The sequence below is a fragment of the Deferrisoma palaeochoriense genome (genome assembly GCF_054656955.1).
In genome coordinates this window covers 1-21,186 of record NZ_BAAHXI010000013.1, presented here as the reverse complement: position 1 = coordinate 21,186, position 21,186 = coordinate 1, and the positions used below count along the sequence as shown (strand labels likewise).

Annotated in this window: 18 protein-coding genes and 1 pseudogene; 18 read left to right on the top strand and 1 reads right to left on the bottom strand. The window is 68.6% G+C overall.

Translation table 11 applies throughout. The features are described from left to right. Positions 1-232: 232 nt before the first annotated feature. Positions 233-1,780 (bottom strand): DUF445 family protein, encoded by a 1,548-nt coding sequence (locus ACYQ8L_RS05470; RefSeq protein ID WP_459940767.1) that lies wholly within the window; start codon positions 1,778-1,780, stop codon positions 233-235. Between the two features lie 257 nt (positions 1,781-2,037). Between ACYQ8L_RS05470 and ACYQ8L_RS05465 the strand changes: the two genes are divergently transcribed. The 18 genes and pseudogenes from ACYQ8L_RS05465 to ACYQ8L_RS05380 form a co-directional block, all read left to right on the top strand. Continuing rightward, positions 2,038-2,724, top strand: a complete 687-nt coding sequence (locus tag ACYQ8L_RS05465) for a 4Fe-4S dicluster domain-containing protein (protein WP_459940766.1) — start codon at positions 2,038-2,040, stop codon at positions 2,722-2,724. Between the two features lie 170 nt (positions 2,725-2,894). Then, positions 2,895-4,709 (top strand): aldehyde ferredoxin oxidoreductase family protein, encoded by a 1,815-nt coding sequence (locus ACYQ8L_RS05460; RefSeq protein ID WP_459940765.1) that lies wholly within the window; start codon positions 2,895-2,897, stop codon positions 4,707-4,709. A 3-nt stretch (positions 4,710-4,712) separates the two neighbouring features. Beyond that, a complete protein-coding gene (locus tag ACYQ8L_RS05455) occupies positions 4,713-4,889 on the top strand; it encodes a hypothetical protein (RefSeq protein ID WP_459940764.1) in 177 nt (58 codons plus the stop codon). Next, positions 4,882-5,760 (top strand): 4Fe-4S binding protein, encoded by an 879-nt coding sequence (locus ACYQ8L_RS05450; protein ID WP_459940763.1) that lies wholly within the window; start codon positions 4,882-4,884, stop codon positions 5,758-5,760. The genes ACYQ8L_RS05455 and ACYQ8L_RS05450 overlap by 8 nt, the downstream gene beginning before the upstream one ends. Continuing rightward, positions 5,757-5,930: a hypothetical protein gene (locus ACYQ8L_RS05445; RefSeq protein ID WP_459940762.1), complete on the top strand. Its 174-nt coding sequence runs from the start codon at positions 5,757-5,759 to the stop codon at positions 5,928-5,930. The genes ACYQ8L_RS05450 and ACYQ8L_RS05445 overlap by 4 nt, the downstream gene beginning before the upstream one ends. A 207-nt stretch (positions 5,931-6,137) precedes the next feature. Continuing rightward, complete coding sequence (locus ACYQ8L_RS05440; protein ID WP_459940761.1) at positions 6,138-6,938, top strand: SAM hydrolase/SAM-dependent halogenase family protein; 801 nt, start codon at positions 6,138-6,140, stop codon at positions 6,936-6,938. Between the two features lie 101 nt (positions 6,939-7,039). Beyond that, the gene (locus tag ACYQ8L_RS05435) at positions 7,040-7,264 is read left to right on the top strand and encodes a hypothetical protein (protein WP_459940760.1); all 225 of its coding nucleotides are present in this window, start codon (positions 7,040-7,042) and stop codon (positions 7,262-7,264) included. A gap of 19 nt (positions 7,265-7,283) precedes the next feature. After that, positions 7,284-8,003, top strand: a complete 720-nt coding sequence (locus ACYQ8L_RS05430; protein WP_459940759.1) for a Bax inhibitor-1/YccA family protein — start codon at positions 7,284-7,286, stop codon at positions 8,001-8,003. Between the two features lie 102 nt (positions 8,004-8,105). Then, positions 8,106-11,684 (top strand): pyruvate:ferredoxin (flavodoxin) oxidoreductase, encoded by a 3,579-nt coding sequence (gene nifJ, locus ACYQ8L_RS05425; protein ID WP_459940758.1) that lies wholly within the window; start codon positions 8,106-8,108, stop codon positions 11,682-11,684. A 302-nt stretch (positions 11,685-11,986) separates the two neighbouring features. Then, positions 11,987-12,979 (top strand): dihydroorotate dehydrogenase-like protein, encoded by a 993-nt coding sequence (locus tag ACYQ8L_RS05420; RefSeq protein WP_459940757.1) that lies wholly within the window; start codon positions 11,987-11,989, stop codon positions 12,977-12,979. Beyond that, positions 12,976-13,635: a DUF3047 domain-containing protein gene (locus tag ACYQ8L_RS05415; protein ID WP_459940756.1), complete on the top strand. Its 660-nt coding sequence runs from the start codon at positions 12,976-12,978 to the stop codon at positions 13,633-13,635. The genes ACYQ8L_RS05420 and ACYQ8L_RS05415 overlap by 4 nt, the downstream gene beginning before the upstream one ends. A gap of 96 nt (positions 13,636-13,731) precedes the next feature. Then, a complete protein-coding gene (locus tag ACYQ8L_RS05410) occupies positions 13,732-15,165 on the top strand; it encodes a 1-acyl-sn-glycerol-3-phosphate acyltransferase (protein ID WP_459940755.1) in 1,434 nt (477 codons plus the stop codon). A gap of 75 nt (positions 15,166-15,240) precedes the next feature. Beyond that, positions 15,241-15,489, top strand: coding sequence for a CopG family transcriptional regulator (locus tag ACYQ8L_RS05405; RefSeq protein WP_459940754.1), 249 nt, complete (start codon positions 15,241-15,243; stop codon positions 15,487-15,489). Beyond that, the gene (locus ACYQ8L_RS05400) at positions 15,486-15,887 is read left to right on the top strand and encodes a type II toxin-antitoxin system VapC family toxin (RefSeq protein ID WP_459940753.1); all 402 of its coding nucleotides are present in this window, start codon (positions 15,486-15,488) and stop codon (positions 15,885-15,887) included. The genes ACYQ8L_RS05405 and ACYQ8L_RS05400 overlap by 4 nt, the downstream gene beginning before the upstream one ends. A 156-nt stretch (positions 15,888-16,043) precedes the next feature. Continuing rightward, entirely contained in the window at positions 16,044-17,030 is a 987-nt protein-coding gene (locus tag ACYQ8L_RS05395) for a helix-turn-helix transcriptional regulator (protein WP_459940752.1), read from the top strand. 684 nt (positions 17,031-17,714) lie between these two features. Continuing rightward, entirely contained in the window at positions 17,715-19,871 is a 2,157-nt protein-coding gene (locus ACYQ8L_RS05390; protein WP_459940751.1) for a DEAD/DEAH box helicase, read from the top strand. Continuing rightward, complete coding sequence (locus ACYQ8L_RS05385; protein WP_459940750.1) at positions 19,868-20,536, top strand: DUF2290 domain-containing protein; 669 nt, start codon at positions 19,868-19,870, stop codon at positions 20,534-20,536. Before ACYQ8L_RS05390 ends, ACYQ8L_RS05385 begins: the two co-directional genes overlap by 4 nt. 257 nt (positions 20,537-20,793) lie before the next feature. Further along, positions 20,794-21,186: pseudogene (locus ACYQ8L_RS05380) on the top strand (IS3 family transposase); the annotation flags it as partial.

The following is a 21,186-nucleotide window of genomic DNA, read 5'->3' as shown; positions in this document are numbered from 1 at the left end:
GCCCAGCCGCCTAGCCGAACTTACTTGGAAGCTCCGTAGGCCGCGAGGCGCGGCCTGTTTGCAAAAACAATAACTTCCGCCTCGGCCACACGGTGCGCCGCCGCGGTCTGGACCACGGGACCGACGACCGCGAGACCGCCGACCGTGGACCGAAGTTACTTGGAAAAGCCCACCGGTCACCCCGAAACCCGAACCTGCGGACCCTAGCAGAGCCCGGCGGGTGCCGGCAAGATCACCCGCCGAGCAGGAGAAGCCCCGCCTGCACCCCGCCCACCAGCGCGCCCAGCACCCCGCCCCACCAGGTGATGGCCCGGAGCTCGTTCCGGGCCACCTGTAGGATCACCTGCTCCACCTCGGCCGCCGAAAACCCCCGGATCTGCTGCTCCACCAGCCCGCGCACGTCCACGATCCCGAGAAGGGCCGGCACCTGCTCCGCCACGATGGGCAGCAGCCGGTCCACCGCGAGCGAGGCCACCTCCCGGACGAACGCCTCCGACGGCGGCGGGACCCCGCCCCGGGCCAGGGCCTCCCGGGCCCGCTTCGCGAGCCGCGGCGCCTCCCGGTCGGCCAGGCGCCCGAGCCCTCCCCCCTCGATCCACCGGGCGGCATAGCCGGCCCAGCGCTCGGCGGCGTCGGCTCCCAGGCTGGCCCGCAGGGGCTCGCCGTACCAGCGTTCCAGCTCGCGCTCCAGCAACCCCAGGAGGGCCTCGGCCACCTCGGGTCTTCGCAGCCGCCCCACGACCCACGAGGCCGTCTGGCCGTACACCCGGTCCAGCACCTCGGGGGGGAACCCGGCCAACACCTCCCCCGGCGTGCGGGCCAGAAGCCGGTCCACGGCCTCCAGGATCCCCTCCCGGATGCGCTGCCGGTGCTCCTCCTGCCGCACCAACTCCCGCAGCCGAAACAGATTCGCCTCGACGATCTCGTCGGCCTCGCGGAAAATCCGCTCCCGGGCCAGCAGCGCGGCGTGGCGGATCGCGTTCTTGACGAGCCCCCCCTTGACCTCGGCCAGATACCCCACGATCCCCGCCCGCACCGCCCCCTTGATCCGCTCCACGTTGGCCGGCGAGAGCACCGCCTCCTCGAACCGCTGGAGCAACGGGTCCACCAGCGGGTCCACGGCCGAGCGCAGGGCGCCCGCGATCTCCGGGGGAAGGACCTCCCGGAGCGGCCGGTCCACCCCGGCCAGGCGGACCACCAGCCGGTCGAGCCCCAGGCGCACCCGGCTCTCCAGGTCCGGGGACGCCAGGAGCTCGGCCGCCTTCCCGGCCGCCACCCGCCGGAGAACCCCCTGCTCCCCGGGCAGCAACTGGCCCGGGGCGAGCCCCAGGACCCGATCCGCCAGCTCCCGGAGCGCGGCCCTCCCGTCCGGGGTCCGGAACCACTCGCTGAGCCCCTTGGCGGTCTCCCGGACCACGGCCTCCACGGCGCGGCCGGCGGCCTCCCGGTGCTCTGGGGTCGCCCACCACGACCGGGCGCCGGGCCCCAGGTACCGGCCGGCCAACTCCACCACCATCTCCACGAGGGGCCGGCGGACCTCGGTGCCGGCCAGGCGCTCGACCACCCGCTCCTCCCGCAGGAGCTCCGTGGTCACCACCTCGGCCACCTTGCGGGCGATCTCGTCCTTGCGGCGGGGGATCATGCCCTGGAACCGCACCCCCAGGATCCGCCGCTCGTCGTAGGGGCGAAACAGCATCCGGATCGCCAGGGCGTTGGTGGCGTACCCGATGACGAACCCGAAAACCGGGGCGGCCGCGGCCGCCCACAACTTCTCGTTCACGGGGAATCCCCCATCTGCGGCGCCCGGCCAGAGACGGCCGGGGCGCTCGGAAGCCGGGTGAGGGAACCGCCCGGAAGTCCAGGATTCATTCGCACCCTCCCAGATGCCCTCCCCCTCCGTGTTCTCCGTGCTCTCTGTGGTCTCCCTGCCGGGCCCCGGCCGGCCGCTCCCGTTCTTGACACACCGCAACCCCTCCCCTACCCTCGTGGAACCCTTCCAAACGAACCCGCCGCGGCCGGATCAGCAAGGGGGGGCCCATGCTACACCCGCCCGGACCCGAAGACTACTGCCTCGCCCGCGTTCGGACGCCCCCGGAGGGGGGCCTCGACCGCCGGGAGTTCCTGCGGCGCGCCGCCGCTGGCGCCTCGTTCGTCGCTCTGTGCCTCCTCGTGCCCCGGCGGTCCCACGGCACCCCCACCGAGGAGCAACCGCCCTCCCTCGTGGTGGTCGACGTGAAGAAGTGCGTGGGCTGCCGGATCTGCGAGGTGGAGTGCGCCCGCAAGAACTACAAGACCTACAACCCCCGCCACGCGAACCTCCAGGTGATCCACCTCGTGCCGCCCGTGAGCGTGCCGAACCACTGCTACCTGTGCAAGGACTCCCCCTGCATCGCCGAGTGCCCGGTGGTGGTGGACGCGAAAACAGGCAAGCGCGCCCTGTACCACGACCCCAAGGTCAAGGGGCTAAAGCTCGACAACGTGGCCTGCACGGGGTGCTGGAAGTGCGTGGACGTGTGCCAGCGGGAGCGAAGCGGGATCCTGCGGCGCAACGAGGCCTCCAAGCGGCCCGAAGGGTTCTGCACCCTGTGCGACGGCGACCCCTCGTGCGTGAAGTTCTGCCCCAACGACGCCATGGCCCGGGTGCCGGTGACCTTCGACGGCCGCTACCTGGCCCGGAACCCCTACCTCCTGGGCCAGGAACTGGCGAAGCTGTGGTATCGGTGAATAAGGCTGGGAGGCTGGGAAGCGGGGAGGCTTGGCGGCCCGGCTGCCCAGCCGCACAGCCCGAGGCCCTTGGCGTTGCGTACACACCCTGGATCAAGCGGAAGCGCGGGACGTTGGAACGGGTGTAGCGTCCCAGCGTCCGGACGTCCCAACATCCTAACGGAACCCCCATGGAAGGTTACGCCGGATTCTTGCTCGATGTGGACCTGACCCGGAAACGGACGGAGCGCGTGCCCCTCGACCGGGAACTCGCCCTCCGGTACCTGGGCGGCCGGGGCCTCGCCGCGCGCCTCGTGTGGGACCACGTGCCCCCGCATGCCGACCCCCTGGGCCCGGAGAACGTAGTGGTCTTGGCCGCCGGGCCCCTCACCGGGTTCCCCGTGCCCGGGGCGTCGCGCACCAGTGTGGTCACCAAGAGCCCGGCCACCTCGCCCCGGGCGGGGGCGCCCCATGCCGGCACCCTGGCCATCGGCCAGATCCCCGGGCATTTCGCGGCCGAACTGCGCTACGCCGGGTTCGACGCCGTGATCCTGCGGGGCCGGGCCAAGGACCCCGTGTCCCTCGTGATCCGGGACGGCGAGGCCACCCTGCACCCGTCGCTGGACCTGTGGGGCAAGGAGATCCCCGAGGCCGAGGCGCTCCTGCGGGAAGACCTCCCCCGGGAACCCTATCAGGTGGTGGCGATCGGGCCGGCCGGGGAGAACCGGATCCCCCTCGCCTCGGCCGTGCACAGCCACCCCTACGGGGCCCACGCCGGACGCGGGGGCATCGGCGCGGTCTGGGGCAGCAAGAACCTCAAGGCCGTCGCGGTGCGGGGCACCCTCACCCCCTTCGACGCGGCCCGGCCGGCGGAACTCGACAAGCTCACCCCCGAACTGGCCAGGAACCTCCAGGGGTGGAACCGGTACGAGACCTGGCGCCGGTACGGCACGGCGTGCCTCCTGGAGGCCGGGAACGACGCCGGGTTCCTGGCCGTCCGGAACTTCCGGGAGGGCTGGACCCCCGACGCGGCCGCCGTGGGGTCCGTGCGGGCCGAGGCCGTGTACTGGCTCCGGAGCGAGGCCTGCTACTACTGCCCGCTCCACTGCCGCAAGGTGGCGCGGCTCCCCGGCCGGGGCGGCCCCGGACTCGCGGTGGCCGGGCCCGAGCTCGAGACCGCGGCCATGCTCGGCACGAACCTCGGCCTCACGGACCTGGAGGCCGTGCTCCGGCTCAAGGACCGCTGCGACCGCCTCGGCCTCGACCCTTCGAGCGCCGGGAACCTGCTGGGGTTCCTGACCGAGGCGGCCGAGCGCGGCCTCGTGACCCCGGCCGACCTTGGGGGCGTGGCGCCCCGGTGGGGGGACGGAGAGGCCTATCGGGAACTCCTGGACCCGATCGGCCGGGCCGACCGCTCGGTGGCCTGGGCCTCGGCCGGGGTGCGGGCCGCCGCGACCCGCCTGGGCAAGGACGCCGAGGCCTGGGCGATGGAGGTCAAGGGCCTCGAGATGGACACCTACAACCCGCCGGGACTGCCCACCCTCGTGATCTCCTTTGCCACCGCGCCGGTGGGCGCGGCCCACGAGTTCGGCCACACCCCCCGGGTCCAGGACGAGCGGGCCGTGTCCGACTCCCTGGGCCTGTGCCGGTTCCACCTCTACGCCAACCCCCTCGAGGTCCAGGCCCGGGTGCTGGCCGCGGTCACGGGAATCGACCGGTCGCCCGACGACCTTCGCACCCTGGGGGAGCGCATCTGGAACCTGGAGCGGGCGTTCGCGGCCCGGGAGGGGTTCGGGCCCCAGGACGACCGGCTGCCGGCCCGACCGAGCGCCGACGCCTTCACCCAGGGCCCCCGGGCCGGGGCCTCCCTGTCCCGGGACGACGAGGAACGCCTCCTCGCCGACTATTACCGGCAGCGGGGGTGGGACCCCTCGGCCGCGGCGCCCACGGCCGAGACCCTGGGCCGGCTCGACCTGGGCGACGTGGCCCGGGTGCTCGCGGGGTGACCCGTGCGGATCTGGGTGGGCTGGCTCGGCGTGATCGTGGGGCTCTGGGGGCTCGCCCTCGGGTTTCTGGGGCGCGGCCCGGGACCCGGCTGCCCCCTGGGCACCTGCGCCGCCTGCGGGGCCTGCTTCCCTCGGCCCGGCATCGAGCGGGCGGCGGACCCGGGGGACCGGGTTGCGTAGACCCGCCTGGCCGCTTCGGACGGCCGTGCAGGCGGCCGCCGTGGGGTGGGCCGTCTGGATCGCCCTGAACGCCGCCTTTCTCGCGGCCCTGGCCGACCAGGCACGCACGCCCGCGCCCTGGCTCGCAGCCCTGGCCCGGTGGTTTCCCTTCGGCCCGGAGGCCGGGAGTTTGACACTGGAGGACTACTGCCCCTTCGGCCCGCTGGAAGGGGCGATCCGGGCGGTCCAGGGCCTCTGGGCCGGCCGCGGCCTCTCTTTCGTGGGCCCGGTGACCCTCAGGAACCTCGGGGTGCTCGCCGCCGTGGTCGCCCTGGTGCTCCTGACCAAGCGCACGTTCTGCGGCTGGCTCTGCCCCTTCGGCGCCCTGTTCGATCTCCTGGACTGGCTGGGCCGGCGCCTCGGCCTCCCCCAGGTGCGGCCCCGCGCCCGGTGGGACGCCCGGCTGGGCCGGCTCCGGTGGGCCGTTCTGGCCGGGATCGTGGGGCTCACGGGCTGGGCGGGCTACCTCGTGTTCAAGGAGGTGGACCCCTTCTTCGCCCTCTACACCTTGGGAAGCGCGACGGCCCCGAAGGCGGCCTATGGCGTCGCAGGGCTGCTCCTGGCCGCCGGCCTCTGGGTGCCCGGGGTGTGGTGCCGGTACCTGTGTCCCCTGGGGGTCGCCCTGGAGCCCCTGTCGCGGTGGGGCCGGATCCGGGTGGTTCGGCTCGAGGGGGCCTGTACCCGCTGCGGCCGATGCGGAACCATCTGCCCCCAGCGGATCCCGGTGGCCCGGCGCGACCGGGTGCGGGACGGCCGATGCACCAACTGCCTGCGGTGCCTCGACGCCTGCCCCGAGAACGCCCTGGAACTTCGGCTGGAGGTGCGGCCGTGAGGGTTCCGGCGGGGTGGTTCGCGCTGCTGGTGGCCGCCGGCTTCGCCCTGGCCCTGTGGGGCGCCCGCACGGCCGGGGTGTGGAAGCCCCGGGTGCGGGAACTCCCCCCCTCGGAACGCCTGGCGCCCCCTCCCCCGGCGCCGGGCCAGTCGGGGGCGTTTCCCCTGTAGGCCGCGCCGGGCCGCCTTCCCGCCCGCACAAAAAACCCGGAACCCGCAAGGCCTTCGGCCTTCCCGGGTCCCGGGTCGGGTTCCGGTGGGCAGTTTAACGTCGTGCCCAGGACCGACTAGGGCAGCCCTCGCTGCAGTGCGCCACGCGGGGCACCATGAACCGCTTCATCGTCATCGCCTTCACCTCCCTTCGTGTGAGGATGGTTGATGGGAGCCAGCCTAAAACCGACCCCGAGGGTTGTCAAGGAACCGCCCATCGTCACCCTGACCACCGATTTCGGCACCCGGGACCCCTTCGTCGGCGTCATGAAGGGGGTGATCCTCGGCATCTGCCCCGGCGCGCAACTGGTGGACCTCACCCACGAGATCCCGCCCCAGGACGTCCTCGCGGGGGCGATCGCCCTGGAGGACGCCGTGGGGTACTTCCCGGCGGGCACCGTGCATCTCGCGGTGGTGGACCCCGGGGTGGGCACCGACCGGCCGGCCCTGGCCGTCCGGACCGATCGGTACTGGTTCGTGGCGCCCGACAACGGGCTCCTTTCGTTTCTCCCCGAGGGGGAGATCCGTGAGATCCGGCGGATCGAGAATCCGGACCTGTGGCTCCACCCGGTGAGCGCCACCTTCCACGGCCGGGACGTGTTCGCGCCGGTGGCGGCCCACCTGGCCGCAGGAATCGCCCCCGAGCGGGTGGGCCCCCTCGCGGGCGGCATCAAGCGGTTCGCGTTCCCCCGCCCCCGCCCCACGCCCGAGGGACTGGAGGGCGAAATCCTGGGGTTCGACCGGTTCGGGAACGCGATCACGAATCTCCGCCGGCCCGGGGCCGCGGGCCGCGCCGTGCGGGTGGCCGGCCGCGATCTTCCGTTGCTTCGCACCTACGCCGAGGTGGCACCCGGCCAACCCCTCGCCCTCTGCGGCTCCTCCGACCGGCTCGAGATCGCCGTGCGAAACGGCAGCGCCCGGCGCGAACTGGGGCTCGAACGGGGCGACCGGGTGGTGCTCCGGCCTTGATCGGGTGGGCTGGTCCCGGTATAAAAGGATTTCCGATTCGGCGCTTTTCGCCTTGATTCAACCGGATTTCGGGAAACGAAACCGTTTAGGGGAGGAATGCCATGGCCACCGAGAACACCGCGTTTGCCCAACTTCCCGCCGACGACACCCTGCCCCGGGCCGTCCGGGAGCGGTGGGTACCCCTCCAGGCCGAACTCCTCCGGGCCGGGGCGTGCTGGGAGGAGAGCCTGGCGATCCTCCGGGAGATGGTGAGCCACCGCCGTCCGTTCCCGTCGGCCGCCGAGGCTCTGGCCTGGTACCGCAAGCCCTACCACCCCCCCGTCTGACGCCGGAGGACCGACACCGATGCCCTACCCCTTCGCCCAAGCTGCCCCCGCCGTCGACCCCCGTGCCGTCGCCCTGGTGCGCACCCGGTTCGTGCGTACGGTGTACCAGTGGATGGCCGGCGGCCTGGTGCTCACGGCCGCAAGCGCCCTGCTCGTCGTGCGAAGCCCGGCCCTCATGGGCGCCCTGGTGCTGAACCGCGGGGCGTTCCTCTTTCTGATCCTCGCCGAACTGGGCCTCGTGGTGGCCCTGTCGGCCTGGATCGGCCGGATGAGCGTCCGGGCCGCGAGCTGGGCGTTTCTCGCCTATTCCGTGCTGAACGGGCTGACCCTTTCGGTGGTGTTCCTCGTGTACACCGGCACGAGCATCGCCCTGACCCTGCTCGTGGCCGCCGCCACCTTCGGCGCCGCCGCCCTCTACGGCACGGTGACCAAGAGGGATCTTGCAGGAATCGGGTCGTTCCTGTTCATGGGCCTCGTGGGGATCCTAGTGGCAAGCGTGGCCAACTGGTTCCTCCGAAGCCCCGCCCTGGACTGGGCCCTCAGCTACATCGGGGTGCTCGTGTTCACGGGGCTCGCCGCCTACGACGCCCAGAAGGTCCAGCGGATCGGGCTCGCGGCCGCCGCCCACGGCGAGGCCGCCCTTTCCCGGCAGGCCATCCTGGGGGCCCTCGCCCTCTACCTGGATTTCGTGAACCTGTTCCTCTTCCTGCTCCGCATCTTCGGGCGGTCCCGGGACTGATCTCCCGTTCGCGAACGAAGTCTGAGGCCGGTCCCCCGCCCCGCCGGGCGGGGGCGGGGCCCCGGCTTTACCCTGTTGCCATCCGACACGAAGGAGGTACCGATGTCCCAGCGCAGAAGGCTCACCATCGACGGCAACGAGGCCACCGCCTCGGTGGCCCACCGGCTGAGCGAGGTGATCGCGATCTACCCGATCACCCCCTCGTCGCCCATGGGCGAGTTCGCGGACGAGTGGTCGGCCGTGGGCAAGAAGAACATCTGGGGTACGGTGCCCCACGTGGTGGAGATGCAAAGCGAGGGCGGCGCGGCCGGCGCCGTGCACGGGGCGCTCCAGGCCGGGGCGCTGACCACCACGTTCACGGCGAGCCAGGGCCTCCTGCTGATGATCCCCAACATGTACAAGATCGCCGGGGAACTCACGAGCTACACCATGCACGTGTCGGCCCGCACCGTGGCCACCCACGCTCTCTCCATCTTCGGCGACCACTCCGACGTGATGGCCTGCCGCCAGACCGGGTTCGCCCTGCTCGCCTCGAACGGGGTGCAGGAGGCCCACGATCTTGCGGCCATCGCCCATGCGGCCGGCCTCAGGGCCCGGGTGCCGTTCCTCCATTTCTTCGACGGGTTCCGCACCTCCCACGAGGTGGCGAAGATCGAGGAACTCACCGACGACGACCTGCGCTCGCTCATCGACGAGGACGCCGTGCGGGCCCACCGGGAGCGGGCCCTGAAGCCCGAGGATCCCAAGATCCGGGGCACGGCCCAGAACCCCGACGTGTTCTTCCAGGCCCGGGAGGCCTGTAACCCCTTCTACCTGGCCTGCCCCGGGGTGGTGGCCGAGGTGATGGACCAGTTCGCCCAACTCACCGGCCGCCGGTACCGTCTATTCGACTACGTGGGCCATCCCGAGGCCGAGCGGGTCATCGTGATGATGGGCTCGGGCGCCGACGTGGCCCACGAGACCGTGGAGCACCTGGTGGCCCGGGGCGAGAAGGTGGGCCTGGTGAAGGTGCGGCTCTACCGGCCGTTCAGCACCGAGCACCTCGTGGCCGCGCTCCCGGCGAGCGTCCGGGGCATCGCGGTGCTCGACCGCACCAAGGAGGCCGGGGCCGTGGGCGAGCCCCTCTACACCGACGTGGTGTCGGCCCTGGCCGAGGCCGAGGCGGCCGGCACGGCCCCCTACGGCGAGCGGCCCCGGGTGGTGGGCGGCCGGTACGGCCTGTCGTCGAAGGACTTCACCCCGGCCATGGTCAAGGCGGTGTTCGACAACCTGGCCGCGGCCACGCCCAAGAACCACTTCACCGTGGGCATCACCGACGACGTGACCCACACCTCGCTCCCCTTCGACCCGGCCTTCGACATCGAGCCCGAGGACGTGGTGCGGGCCGTGTTCTGGGGCCTCGGGGCCGACGGCACGGTGGGCGCCAACAAGAACTCCATCAAGATCATCGGCGAGGAGACAGACAACTACGCCCAGGGCTACTTCGTGTACGACTCGAAGAAGTCGGGCGGGGTCACCGTGTCCCACCTCCGGTTCGGGCCCCGGCAGATCCGAAGCGCCTACCAGATCAAGAAGGCGAGCTTCGTCGCCTGCCACCAGTTCACCTTCGTGGACAAGTACGACGTCCTGGAGTTCGCCGCGCCGGGGGCGGTGTTCCTCCTGAACGCGCCCTACGGCCCCGACGAGGTCTGGGACCAGCTCCCCCGGGAGATGCAGGAGCAGATCCTCGAGAAGAACCTCAAGTTCTACGTGATCGACGCCTACGACGTGGCCAAGAAGACCGGCATGGGGGTGCGCATCAACACCATCATGCAGACCTGCTTCTTCGCCATCTCGGGGGTGCTGCCCCGGGACGAGGCCATCGCCAAGATCAAGGGCGCGATCCAGAAGACCTACGGCAAGAAGGGCGAGGAGATCGTCCGGAAAAACTTCGAGGCCGTGGACGAGACCCTGGCGAACCTCCACGAGGTAAAGGTGCCCGGCCGGGTCACGGCCACCCGCACCCGGCCGCCCATCGTCTCCGACGAGGCGCCCGAGTTCGTGAAGAAGGTCGAGGCGCCCATGATGCTCCTCAAGGGCGACGAGATCCCGGTGAGCCTCCTGCCCCCCGACGGCACCTTCCCGACGGGGACGACCCAGTGGGAGAAGCGGAACATCGCCCTGGAGATCCCGGTGTGGGATCCCGACACCTGCATCCAGTGCACCAAGTGCTCGTTCGTGTGCCCCCACGCCACGATCCGGCCCAAGATCTACGACCCCGAGGTGCTCGCAAACGCCCCGGCCGCGTTCAAATCGGCCGACGCCAAGGGCAAGGACTGGGCGGGCAAGAAGTTCTCGATCCAGGTGGCCCCCGAGGACTGCACCGGGTGCGGCCTGTGCGTGCAGACCTGCCCGGCCAAGAACAAGGCCGACCCGAAGAAGAAGGCGATCAACCTCCAGCCCCAGCTCCCCCTGCGGGACCAGGAGCGGGAGAACTGGGCCTTCTTCCTCACGATCCCCGACCTCGACCCCTCGATCCTGAAGGCCGACGTCAAGGGGAGCCAGCTCCGGCGGCCCCTTTTCGAGTTCTCCGGGTGCTGCGCGGGCTGCGGCGAGACCCCCTACGTGAAGCTCATGACCCAGCTCTTCGGCGACCGGCTCCTCATCGCCAACGCCACGGGCTGCTCCTCGATCTACGGCGGAAACCTGCCGACCACCCCCTACACCACCAACGCCGAGGGGCTGGGGCCCGCCTGGGCCAACTCGCTCTTTGAGGACAACGCCGAGTTCGGGCTCGGATTCCGGCTGGCCATCGACAAGCAAAAGGAGATGGCCGAGGAACTTTTGAAGAGCCTGGCGCCCCGGATCGGCGACGACCTGGTCACGGCCCTCCTCACGGCCGACCAGTCTTCGGACGCCGGCATCCGGGAGCAGCGCCGGCGCGTGGCCGCCCTCAAGGAGAAGCTCGCGGGCCTCGACGACCCGGCGGCCCGGCGGCTCACGTCGCTAGCCGACTACCTGGTCCGCAAGAGCGTGTGGATCCTCGGGGGCGACGGCTGGGCCTACGACATCGGCTACGGCGGCCTCGACCACGTGCTCTCCATGGGCCGCGACGTGAACATCCTGGTCATGGACACCGAGGTGTACTCCAACACCGGCGGCCAGATGTCGAAGGCCACCCCGCTGGGGGCGGCGGCCAAGTTCGCGGCCGCCGGGAAGGCCAAGCCCAAGAAGGACCTGGGCCTCATGGCCATGGCCTACGGCGACGTGTACGTGGCCCGGGTGGCGTTCGGCGCCAAGGACCAGCACACGGTCAAGGCGTTCGTGGAGGCCGAGTCGTACCCCGGCACCTCGATCATCATCGCCTACAGCCACTGCATCGCCCACGGGTACGACCTGCGCTACGGGTGCGAGCAGCAAAAGCGGGCGGTGGAGTCCGGGTACTGGCCGCTCTATCGGTTCGACCCCCGGCGGCGGGAGCAGGGCCTGAACCCGTTCCAGCTCGACTCCGACCCGCCCAAGATCCCGCTCGAGGAGTACGTGTACCAGGAGACCCGGTACCGGATGCTCCAGCAGATGGATCCCGAGCGGGCCAAGCGGCTCCTGGCCGCGGCCCAGGAGGAGGTGCGGCGGCACTACGCGCTCTACGAGCAGCTCGCCCACCTCAAGATGCACGGCCTGGAGGGCGGCGCCGCCGAGTAGCGGCAACGCGTCCAGCAATCCCCAAGGGCCCGTCGGTTGACGGGCCCTTTTTTTGCGCTACCGTGGCGTTCGGGGAAACCACGGAGGACACGGAGAGCACGGAGAGAATCGGGCGGGAATGCCCGGGGAACGCAGCGCCGCCTAGCTGCCTCGCCGCCAAGCCGCCTAGCCGCCCAGCCAAACGATTCACGATTTCACGATCCCCGATTCACGGCAGTTCAGCCGCCTAGCCGCCCGGCCGCCCAACCGCCTAGCCGCCTAGCCGCCTGGCTGCCTAGCCGCCCAGCCCCAAGGAGCTTCCCATGGACCTCACGACCCCCTACCTCGGCCTTTCCCTCGCCCACCCCGTCGTGCCCGGGGCCTCTCCCCTCACGGCCACGGCCGACGGCGCCCGGCGCCTGGAGGACGCCGGGGCCCCGGCCCTGGTGCTGCCGAGCCTGTTCGCCGAGGAGATCGAGGCGGAGCGAGCCACGCGGCAGGAGGTCATCGAGGCCGCCGAGAACTCCTTTGCCGAGGCCCTGACCTACTTCCCCCGCCTCGTGGCCGAGGCCGACGCCGGGGCCGAGGCCTACCTGGAGAGGGTCCGGGCGATCAAGGAGGCCGTGGGCATCCCGGTGATCGCGTCGCTCAACGGCTCGGCCCCGGGCGACTGGACGGCCTACGCCCGCCAGATCCAGGAGGCCGAGGCCGACGCCCTAGAGCTCAACGTGTTCTTCCTGGCCACCGACCCGGCCGAGGGGCCGGCGCAGGTGGACGACCGGGTCGTCCAGGCGGTGGCCTCGGTGGTCCGGGCGGTCTCGATCCCGGTGGCCGTGAAGCTCTCCCCCTTCTTCTCGAGCCTACCCCACCTGCTGGACCGGCTCGCGGCGGCCGGGGCCAAGGCGGCCGTGCTCTTCAACCGGTTCTACCAGCCCGACGTGGACCTGGACCGCCTCGAGGTGGTGCCCCGGTTGCGGCTCTCGGACCCCGGGGAACTGGGCCTGCGGATCCGGTGGACCGCCCTCCTCTGGGAAAGGGTCCCCCTGGAGCTTGCGGTCACGGGCGGGGTCCACACGGCCGACGACGCGGCCAAGGCCATCCTGTGCGGGGCCACCGCGGTGCAGACCGCCTCGGCCCTCCTGCGCCACGGCCCGGCCCGCCTGACCGAGATGGTCGAGGGACTCCGGACGTGGATGGAAGCGCGGGGGTACGCCTCCCTCGCCGAGGCGCGAGGCGCCCTCTCGGCGGCCAAGGCCCCGGACCCGGCCGCCCTGGTGCGGGCCAACTACGCCCGGGTGCTCCGAAGCGGGCCGTGAGAGCCGCCGGGCTCCTCGCCCTCGCCCTCTGGGCCGGCGCGGCGGCCGCGGCCGGGCCCCTCTGGCACGAGGACTTCGAGGCCGGGCTCCGGCCGGGCTGGGAGGAGAAGCGGTTCCAGGGCCGCACCGCGTACGAGGTGGTGGCCGAACCCGACGGCAACCACGCCCTCCGGGCCGAGGCCCGGGCGAGCGCCTCGGGGCTCGTGTACGAGCTCGCCTTCGACCCCTGCCGCTATCCCATCCTGTCGTGGCGCTGGAGGGTGGACCGGGTGGTCGCCCGGAGCGACCCCACCCGCAAGGAGGGCGACGATTACGCGGCCCGGGTGTACGTGGTGTTTCCCCACTGGTTCCCCCCGAAGACGAAGAGCCTCAACTACATCTGGGCCACCCGGCCGCTCCCCGGCCCCGTGCCGAACCCGTTCTTCTCCAACGCCGTCATGATCGCGGCCGAGGCGGGGGCCGGCCGGGTCGGCCGGTGGGTCACGGTGCGCCGGAACCTGGTGGAGGACTTCCGGGCGGCCTTCGGAACCGATCCGCCCCGGGCCGGGGCCGTGGCCCTCATGACCGACACCGACCAGACCGGCGAGGCCGTGACCGCCTGGTACGACGATCTGCGGATCGAACCGGCGGACGCCCCGGCCTGCGGCGGCGATTGACCCCGGCAGGCCGGACCGGCCAGAATCACCGCCGGGAGTTCCGAGCTCCCTTCGCCCGAACCCAAAACCGCCGCCCCGGGACCGAGGGGTTTCGCCGTGGCCCCCAAATTCGCCCCCCTGGCCCAGACCGTCTCCGAGCGCCTCCTGGCCGGGGCGCTCAAGGCCTGCCGCGCCCCGGCGGTGCGGCGGGCCGTGGACCGGTTCGCACTCAACCGCACCCGGTACACCAAGGCCGAGGCCGTCGAGGCGGTGGTGGACGCGGTTGCGACCCACTACGCCGAGCACCGCATCGAGGCCGCGCTCGCGGCCCGCCAGGCCCGGGTTTACCAGCGGGTGTACTTCCGCCAGCAACTGCGCCGCCTCCCCCCCGACCATCCCGCCGCGGCCGAGTACCGCCGCCGCGACGCCGAACTCGCCCGCCTCGACGACACGGCGGCCATCGTGCGGTACCTGGCCCGGTACTACGCCGAGGACATGATCGCCGACTTCGATCCGGCGTTTTTCCTGTTGTTTCGGTCGATTGCGCGGAGATTGTTCCCCCATTTCGTGAAGAGCATCCGGGTGGTCGAGGCCGCCGAGGGCGTGCTCGACCGGGTGCGGGACCTCGCGGCCCGGGCGCCCGTGCTCCTCCTGCCCAACCACGTCTCCAACGCCGACCACGTGCCCCTGTGCTTCGCCCTGAACTTCAGCGGGATCCCCCAGCCCCGCATCGCGGCCGGGGCCAACCTGTTCCGGGGGGTCTCCACCGTGGTGCTCCCGGCCATGAACGCCTACAAGATCCGGCGGGAGCAGATCGGGCAGGAGGAGCGCTGGCCCTACAACGTGCGGTGGTTCCAGAACCCGGTCTACCGCCGGGTCCACGCGGCCTACCTGCGGTACGGGTGGGACCGCAACGAGCCGTTCCTCTTCTACCTGGAGGGCACCCGGTCCCGGGACGGCCGGATCGGCCGGCCCAAGCGGGGCATCCTGGGCGACCTCCTGGAGTACCTGGCCGACACCGGCCGCACGGCCTGGGCCGTGCCGATCTCCCTGTCCTACACCGTGGTGCCCGAGGACGAGGAGATCGAGGCGGCCCGCACCGGCGCCGAGATCTCCCGGCGCGATCTCGTGAGCCAGCTCACCCGCCTCGACCGAAGCTACAAGCGCTACGGCGACCCGCCGATCTACCTCCGGTTCGGCGAACCCGTGGAACTCACGGTCGACTCCGGCTCCCCCGACCGGGTGGGCGAGGACCTCATGGGCCGGATCGCGGCCGGCATTGTGCCCCCGGCCACCTCGGCCCTGGCCCGGGCCGTCCTGGCCGTGCGCCACGGCAAGCCCGAGGCCGGGTGGTTTTGGCCCGAGGAGGCCGAGGCCCGGTTCCGTGCCCTCCTGGGCCCGGAGCGGGCCGGCGAGTTCCCGGGCGCCCTCGCCCTCCTCGAGGGCCGGGGGTTCGTCGCCCGCGAGCCCGACCGGGGCCGCTACGCCATCCGCAACGAACCCCTCCTCGTCCAGTACGCCAACCGCATCGCCCACCTGGAAGAGGGCTGAGTTCCTGTGCCGCAACGCCCACGGATGGCGCACCCGGAGCCGGCGCGCTATGATGGCGCCATGGAGGTGGCGGACATGGTGCGCACGCAGATCGAACTCACCGACGAGCAACACCGGCGGCTCCAGATCATCGCGCGGCGCGAGGGGATCACCTTGGCGGAAGCCGTTCGCCGCTGTCTCGACCGGAGTCTCTCGGCCCCCGAGGGGGACCTCCGAGGTCTCTACGCCAGGGCGGCGGAACTGATCGGAACCATCCGGGCACCGGAGGACATCCCCGATCTCGCCGAACACCACGACCGATACCTGGAGGAGTCGCTCGAGTGAGGGGCGTCTTCCTGGACACGTCGGCGATCCTGGGGCTCCTCAACCCCGCCGACCGGGTCCACGAAACCGCGAAGCGGATCTTCTTCCGGCTCGCGGCGGACGAGGTTCCCCTCTTCACCACCTCGTACGTCCTGGTGGAAACCTTTGCCCTGCTCGGCCGGCGATTCGGACTCGACGCCGCCCGATCCTTCCAGCACAAGTTCGTTCCCCTTCTCCGGGTGGTGTGGGTGGACGAAACCCTTCACGCACTCGCGGTGGAGGAGTGGCTCCGGCGCTCGGTCCGCCAACTGAGCCTCGTGGACGTGGTTTCGTTTCTCGTCATCCAGGAAGAGGATCTCCCGGCGGCGTTCGCCTTCGACAGGCACTTCGAGGAGGAAGGGTTCACGCTCCTTTCCTAACTTCGACACGAGGCCCGCGGCATGCCCCGCAGCCTTGCGAACCCTTTCCCCGATCTGCTACCAAGAGGGGAATCCCCCCGGATGCCCACCGCGGGGGGTTCCCAGGGCGTTCCGTCCACCGAAGCCAACGGGGCCGAGGGCCCGAAAGGGGGGACCGTGGCTTCCACCCAGCTCATCCGCCAGTGGACCCTGCTCCAGGAACTCGCCGCCGCCCGGTGGGGCCGCACCACCGCCGAGCTCGCCCGGGCCGTGCACGCCTCGGAGCGCACCGTGCGCCGCGACCTCCACGACCTGGAAGCCGCCGGGTTCCCCATTGAGCGGGAGCACCGCGGCCGGGAGGTCCGCTACCGCCTGGCCCGGGCCAAGGCCCTGCCCAACCTGCCCCTGACCCTGGACGAGGCCCTGGCTCTCCACCAGGCCGCGGTGACCGCCGCGATCCTCCAGAACCCCGCCTTCCACCACCCCCTCGAATCGGCCGTGGCCAAACTCCTCCAGGCCCTGCCCCCGGGGGTCCGGAACCTTCTGGGCCGCATCGCCACCGCCTGGTCCCACCGCCCCCCGCCGAGCGCGGGCGAGAACCTGCCCCACATCCTCCGGGTGCTCGCCGAGCAGACCGCCGACCGGTGCCGGGTGCGCCTGCGCTACCAAAGCCTGGAGGGCGAGATCACCGAGCGGGTCGTGGACCCCTACCTCCTGCGCCAGCACGGCGGCGAGGTGTACCTCCTGGCCCACTGCCACCTCCGAAACCAGGTGCGCCTCTTCCACACCGAGCGCATCCTCGACGCCGAACCCCTTGACGAGGAGTTCACCCCGCCCGCCGGGTTCGACCCCGAGGAGGAGTTCGCCAAGAGCCTCGGCGTGTTCCTGGGACCCGAGGGCCACGCCGTGGTGCGGTTCGAGGGTTGGGCCGCCCGCTACCTGGCCCGCCGCCCCCTCCACCCCCGGCAGGAGGTGCTGGAGCGGTCCGACGGCCACCTCGTGGTGCGCGTGCCCGTGCGCGGCAAGGCCGAGATCACCCAGACCGTGCTCCGGTTCGGCCCCCTGGCCGAACTCCTCGCCCCCCCGGACCTGCGCGCCCACGTGGCCACCCAGGCCCGGGCCACGGCCGAACGGTACGGGCGGAACGAGGAGGATGGGCAGTGACCCGGGAGCGACGCAGTGATCGGCGCCCTTGCTTCCGGGACGCCCGAGCCTTCCAGCTTTCTGGCCTTCCAGCCTTCCAGCGCGACAACGTCGCCCAAGGATGGGCCATGAACCCGGCCGCGGTGTGGGGCCCCCACCCCTATGGCCTGAGATGTCCAGACGTCCAACGTCCGAACGTCCACCCGTCCGTGCGCGCATCAGGCGCTCATCGGACGGGATCTGACCCCAATGAGGGGTAAATTCTTGAACGCCTCGCCGGCACGGTAGTATCAGAAAGGAAAGGGCGGGATGCAGGGAACGGTACGAGGAAGAGCACAGCCGGAAGGGTGCCTACAGCGCGGCCGTAAACTGTCCGTGAAACAGGGGCAATTCCACTCGTGGCCCCCCGTGATGTGCGATTTCTCTATCCCTGGCGCTATCAACAACCCCCGACGGCCGGGATGGTGCGCGATCTTATCAGCAAGATTTAGGCCGTGTCGATCTTCGCGACTTTTGGAACGCGAAAGGGCAGAAATTCGTTGCCCCCGAGTGGGGTAGCCCACCGTGCGACCCGCCAGATCGATCCAACGCGATGTAAGCGCGGCCAATTTTCGTCACCGGCGCGCTGGATTCAGTTCTCCCTTTCGGAGACCAGGGCCGCCGTGTCTCTAAAGTCCAGGAACGAAAAGAAAACGGAGGGAATACATGAATAGAGTCGAGTTCATTCGTGGGGCAAATGGCAAACCGGTAGCCAGTAAAGCCCTAGAGGAGGTCCTCTCTTCCATTGATGAACTTTCCGGAGTGTGTTTCTTCGGCTTCCCTCTAATCGCGACACCCGAGGGGAAAAGCGTCATTGACGCCACGCTCGTGAGCCCCGAAAAGGGGATCGTTCTTTTCGACATTGTAGAAGGAACCAGTCTTGGTGAATATACAGAACGGCAAGACGATTTGGCCACCAAGATCGAAGCTAAACTCAAACTCCACAAGGAATTGGTGAGAAAGCGCAAGCTTCTGCCACCCATAGGGGTGGTCACTTTTGCTCCAGCCATTCATGATAATGCCGCATTACGCCAAAATGATTATCCACTCGCCAATGATAGAGACGTCTCCACGGTCCTTGAACAATTCACTTGGGATGGGGCCACTGAAGACCTCTACCGTTTGACCCTGTCAGCGGTCGAAAGCCTTTCCTCTCTGAGGAAGGCTCGATCGAAGCGGGAAGTATCTGACACAAGTTCGCGGGGAGCGAAACTCAAACGACTTGAGGACTCCATCGCCACACTGGATCACCGACAGAACCGTGCAGTCGTGGAGACCGTGGACGGTGTTCAGCGTATTCGTGGACTGGCCGGGTCGGGCAAGACCATCGTCTTGGCACTCAAAGCGGCTTACCTCCACACACAGCATCCCGACTGGCGAATCGCGGTCACATTCAATACGCGATCACTGAAAGGGCAGTTCAGAAGATTGATCACCAACTTTTGTATCGAACAGACGGGGGAAGAGCCGGACTGGACGAAACTTCGTGTGATCAATGCTTGGGGCGCACCCGGTGGTGAAGACCGAGATGGGATTTATTACGAATTCTGTCGAGCCACGGGGGTCGACTATTACGATTTCCGTTCCGCCCGTGATCGTTTCGGTAGTAGCGACAGAGCTTTCGACGGTGTCTGTCGGGAAGCACTCGAAAACGCTCCGGAGCCTCCGAGCCTGTACGACGCCATCCTGGTGGATGAAGCTCAGGATTTCGCACCGAGTTTCCTTCGCCTGTGCTACGCGCTACTGTATAAACAGAAACGCTTGGTGTACGCATACGACGAACTGCAGAATCTATCTGGCGTTTCCGTTCCCCCTCCGGAGGAGCTTTTCGGGCGAGACGATAAAGGGAGACCGTTGGTCAGCCTGCAAGGAGACCCACGGCGGGATGTCATCCTTCAGGTGTGCTATCGGAACTCTCGTCCCGTCCTCGTGACGGCACACGCCCTTGGATTTGGCATCTATCGGGAGCCAACCAGTGGTAGTCAAAGTGGGTTGGTACAGATGTTCGAATACCCGGCACTTTGGGAAGAGATCGGGTACCGTGTTCGAGAAGGCATGCTTGATAAGGGACAACGTGTGGTTCTCGAAAGGACGGATGAAACGAGTCCAAAGTTCCTGGAAGAACATTCGCCCATAGACGACCTGATCATGCTTAAGACGCTTAAAGACGAGGACGCTCAGACAGAATGGGTGGCTAGAGAAATCAAGAAGAACATTGAGGAAGACGAATTGCGTCACGACGATATCGTCGTCATTCATCCCGATCCCATGACGGCACGCAAAAAGCTTGGCCCCATTCGCAAGAAGCTGTTCGACATGGGTATCCAGAATCACATGGCGGGTGTAGATACGGACCCTGACGTCTTCTATCGCTCGGACACACCATCGGTCGTGTTCACGAGTATCTACCGGGCCAAGGGCAACGAGGCTGGGATGGTCTACGTCGTCAACGCACAGGAATGTGAAGGTCAGGGTGCCGGCTTGGCGAGCCTGCGCAACAGGTTGTTCACCGCCATCACTCGAAGCAAGGCCTGGGTCAGGGTAACAGGACATGGAACGAAGATGGAGCGCATCCTCAAGGAATTCGAGCAGTTGAAGGGAAAAGAGTTCAGGCTCGACTTCCAATATCCCACGAACGAACTCCTCGAACGTTTACGGGTCGTTCATCGGGACCTATCACCACACGAGAAGGAACGGTTGGAAGGAAAGAAAAAACAGCTTGAGGACGTGTTGGATGCTTTGGAAAAAGGCGAATTGATGCCAGAAGACCTGGATGAGGTGACCAAGGAAAAACTGATCCGGCTACTCGGAGGCATACAGTGAGTGCGCCAGAAGTGGTAATCAATACAAAAGAGGACCTCGACGCTCTCTTGTCTCATTTAATCGCACTGGGAATCGTCGATGATCAAAACTTTTCCGTAGTTCGCGGCCTTCCAAATCAAAAGTGGGAAGTCTCGTTCAAGAATGCCGAACATGTTTCGATCGCTATAGGCGAGGCCGATTATACCGACATTCACCGCGAGTTGATGGAGAAACGCTCCTACAATGCTAAATTAATCGATGGTGGCCTCCTCCAGTTGCAATACCTCTTCGAAGTGGATCGACCGATCAAACACCGATTGGCCTTCTTGCCTTCACCATCGCTTCGACCTTTTCAGAACGATCCTGAAGACTATCTACGGGACGCACTCTATGTCGAAATCGTTTCTAGGCGAATCGTGCCGTTTCCGTTGAGGTTCGACTTCGATATGAACGCTGCACAGGATGCGACCCATCCAGCTTGTCATTTGACTTTGGGGGATGTGAAGGGATGCCGGATACCGGTTTCAGCGCCACTGACTCCCAGGTGGTTCATCGAGTTTGTTCTCAGGAACTTCTATAACGCGGATACTTATGATTTGACCACTGCTCTACCCTGTCACCGCCATTATTTCGCCCAAACGATCACTACCAGGGAACGAGAGCTCATCCATGTGATGGTTCCCTAAGGAACTTGAGGTGGCGCCCATGCTTCTGCCGTAGAACGAGAAAAGTAAGGCTGTGAATGCCTGCTTGGTCCGTGTTGATAATGAGGGAGCCGAACGGCTCTTCCAGGGGGTCGGGGGGATAACGTTGGGGCATCGGGGGGACGTTGTTCGGTTTTATAAGTTGTTTGGACCCCCGGTTCGGGCCCGGCGAACGCCCGGCATACCAGGGGCGAGGAAGGGCATCCGCGGGCGCAACCGCCCGGCCTCCCGGGGTCACGGTGGAACGGCCAAGCGACAGCAGGAAGGTGAAGACGACGGTTCCGGACCGGGAGGCGAAGGCCGCGCCGGACCTGGTGAATCGGAACTTCCAGGCGAGTCGGCCCAACGAGTTGTGGGTGGCGGACATTACGTACGTTCCAACGCTTTCGGGGTTTTTGTATCTGGCGGTGGTGTTGGACGCGTTCAGCCGTCGGGTGGTGGGATGGGCAATGGAGACGCACCTTCGGGCAGAGTTGGTGATCCAGGCCTTGAACATGGCGATCCGGCAGCGCGGAGCTCATGGGGTCATCCACCACTCGGACCGGGGGAACCAGTACACGTCGTTGGCGTTTGGGACGCGGTGTCGGCAGTTGGGCATTCGCCTTTCGATGGGGTCGGTGGGAGATTGCTAC

Coding starts and splice junctions, on each gene's coding strand:
- ACYQ8L_RS05465 (WP_459940766.1), top strand. CDS start 2,038: ATGCTACACCCGCCCGGACCCGAAGACTACTGCCTCGCCCGCGTTCGG.
- ACYQ8L_RS05460 (WP_459940765.1), top strand. CDS start 2,895: ATGGAAGGTTACGCCGGATTCTTGCTCGATGTGGACCTGACCCGGAAA.
- ACYQ8L_RS05440 (WP_459940761.1), top strand. CDS start 6,138: ATGGGAGCCAGCCTAAAACCGACCCCGAGGGTTGTCAAGGAACCGCCC.
- ACYQ8L_RS05435 (WP_459940760.1), top strand. CDS start 7,040: ATGGCCACCGAGAACACCGCGTTTGCCCAACTTCCCGCCGACGACACC.
- ACYQ8L_RS05430 (WP_459940759.1), top strand. CDS start 7,284: ATGCCCTACCCCTTCGCCCAAGCTGCCCCCGCCGTCGACCCCCGTGCC.
- nifJ (WP_459940758.1), top strand. CDS start 8,106: ATGTCCCAGCGCAGAAGGCTCACCATCGACGGCAACGAGGCCACCGCC.
- ACYQ8L_RS05420 (WP_459940757.1), top strand. CDS start 11,987: ATGGACCTCACGACCCCCTACCTCGGCCTTTCCCTCGCCCACCCCGTC.
- ACYQ8L_RS05405 (WP_459940754.1), top strand. CDS start 15,241: ATGGTGCGCACGCAGATCGAACTCACCGACGAGCAACACCGGCGGCTC.
- ACYQ8L_RS05390 (WP_459940751.1), top strand. CDS start 17,715: ATGAATAGAGTCGAGTTCATTCGTGGGGCAAATGGCAAACCGGTAGCC.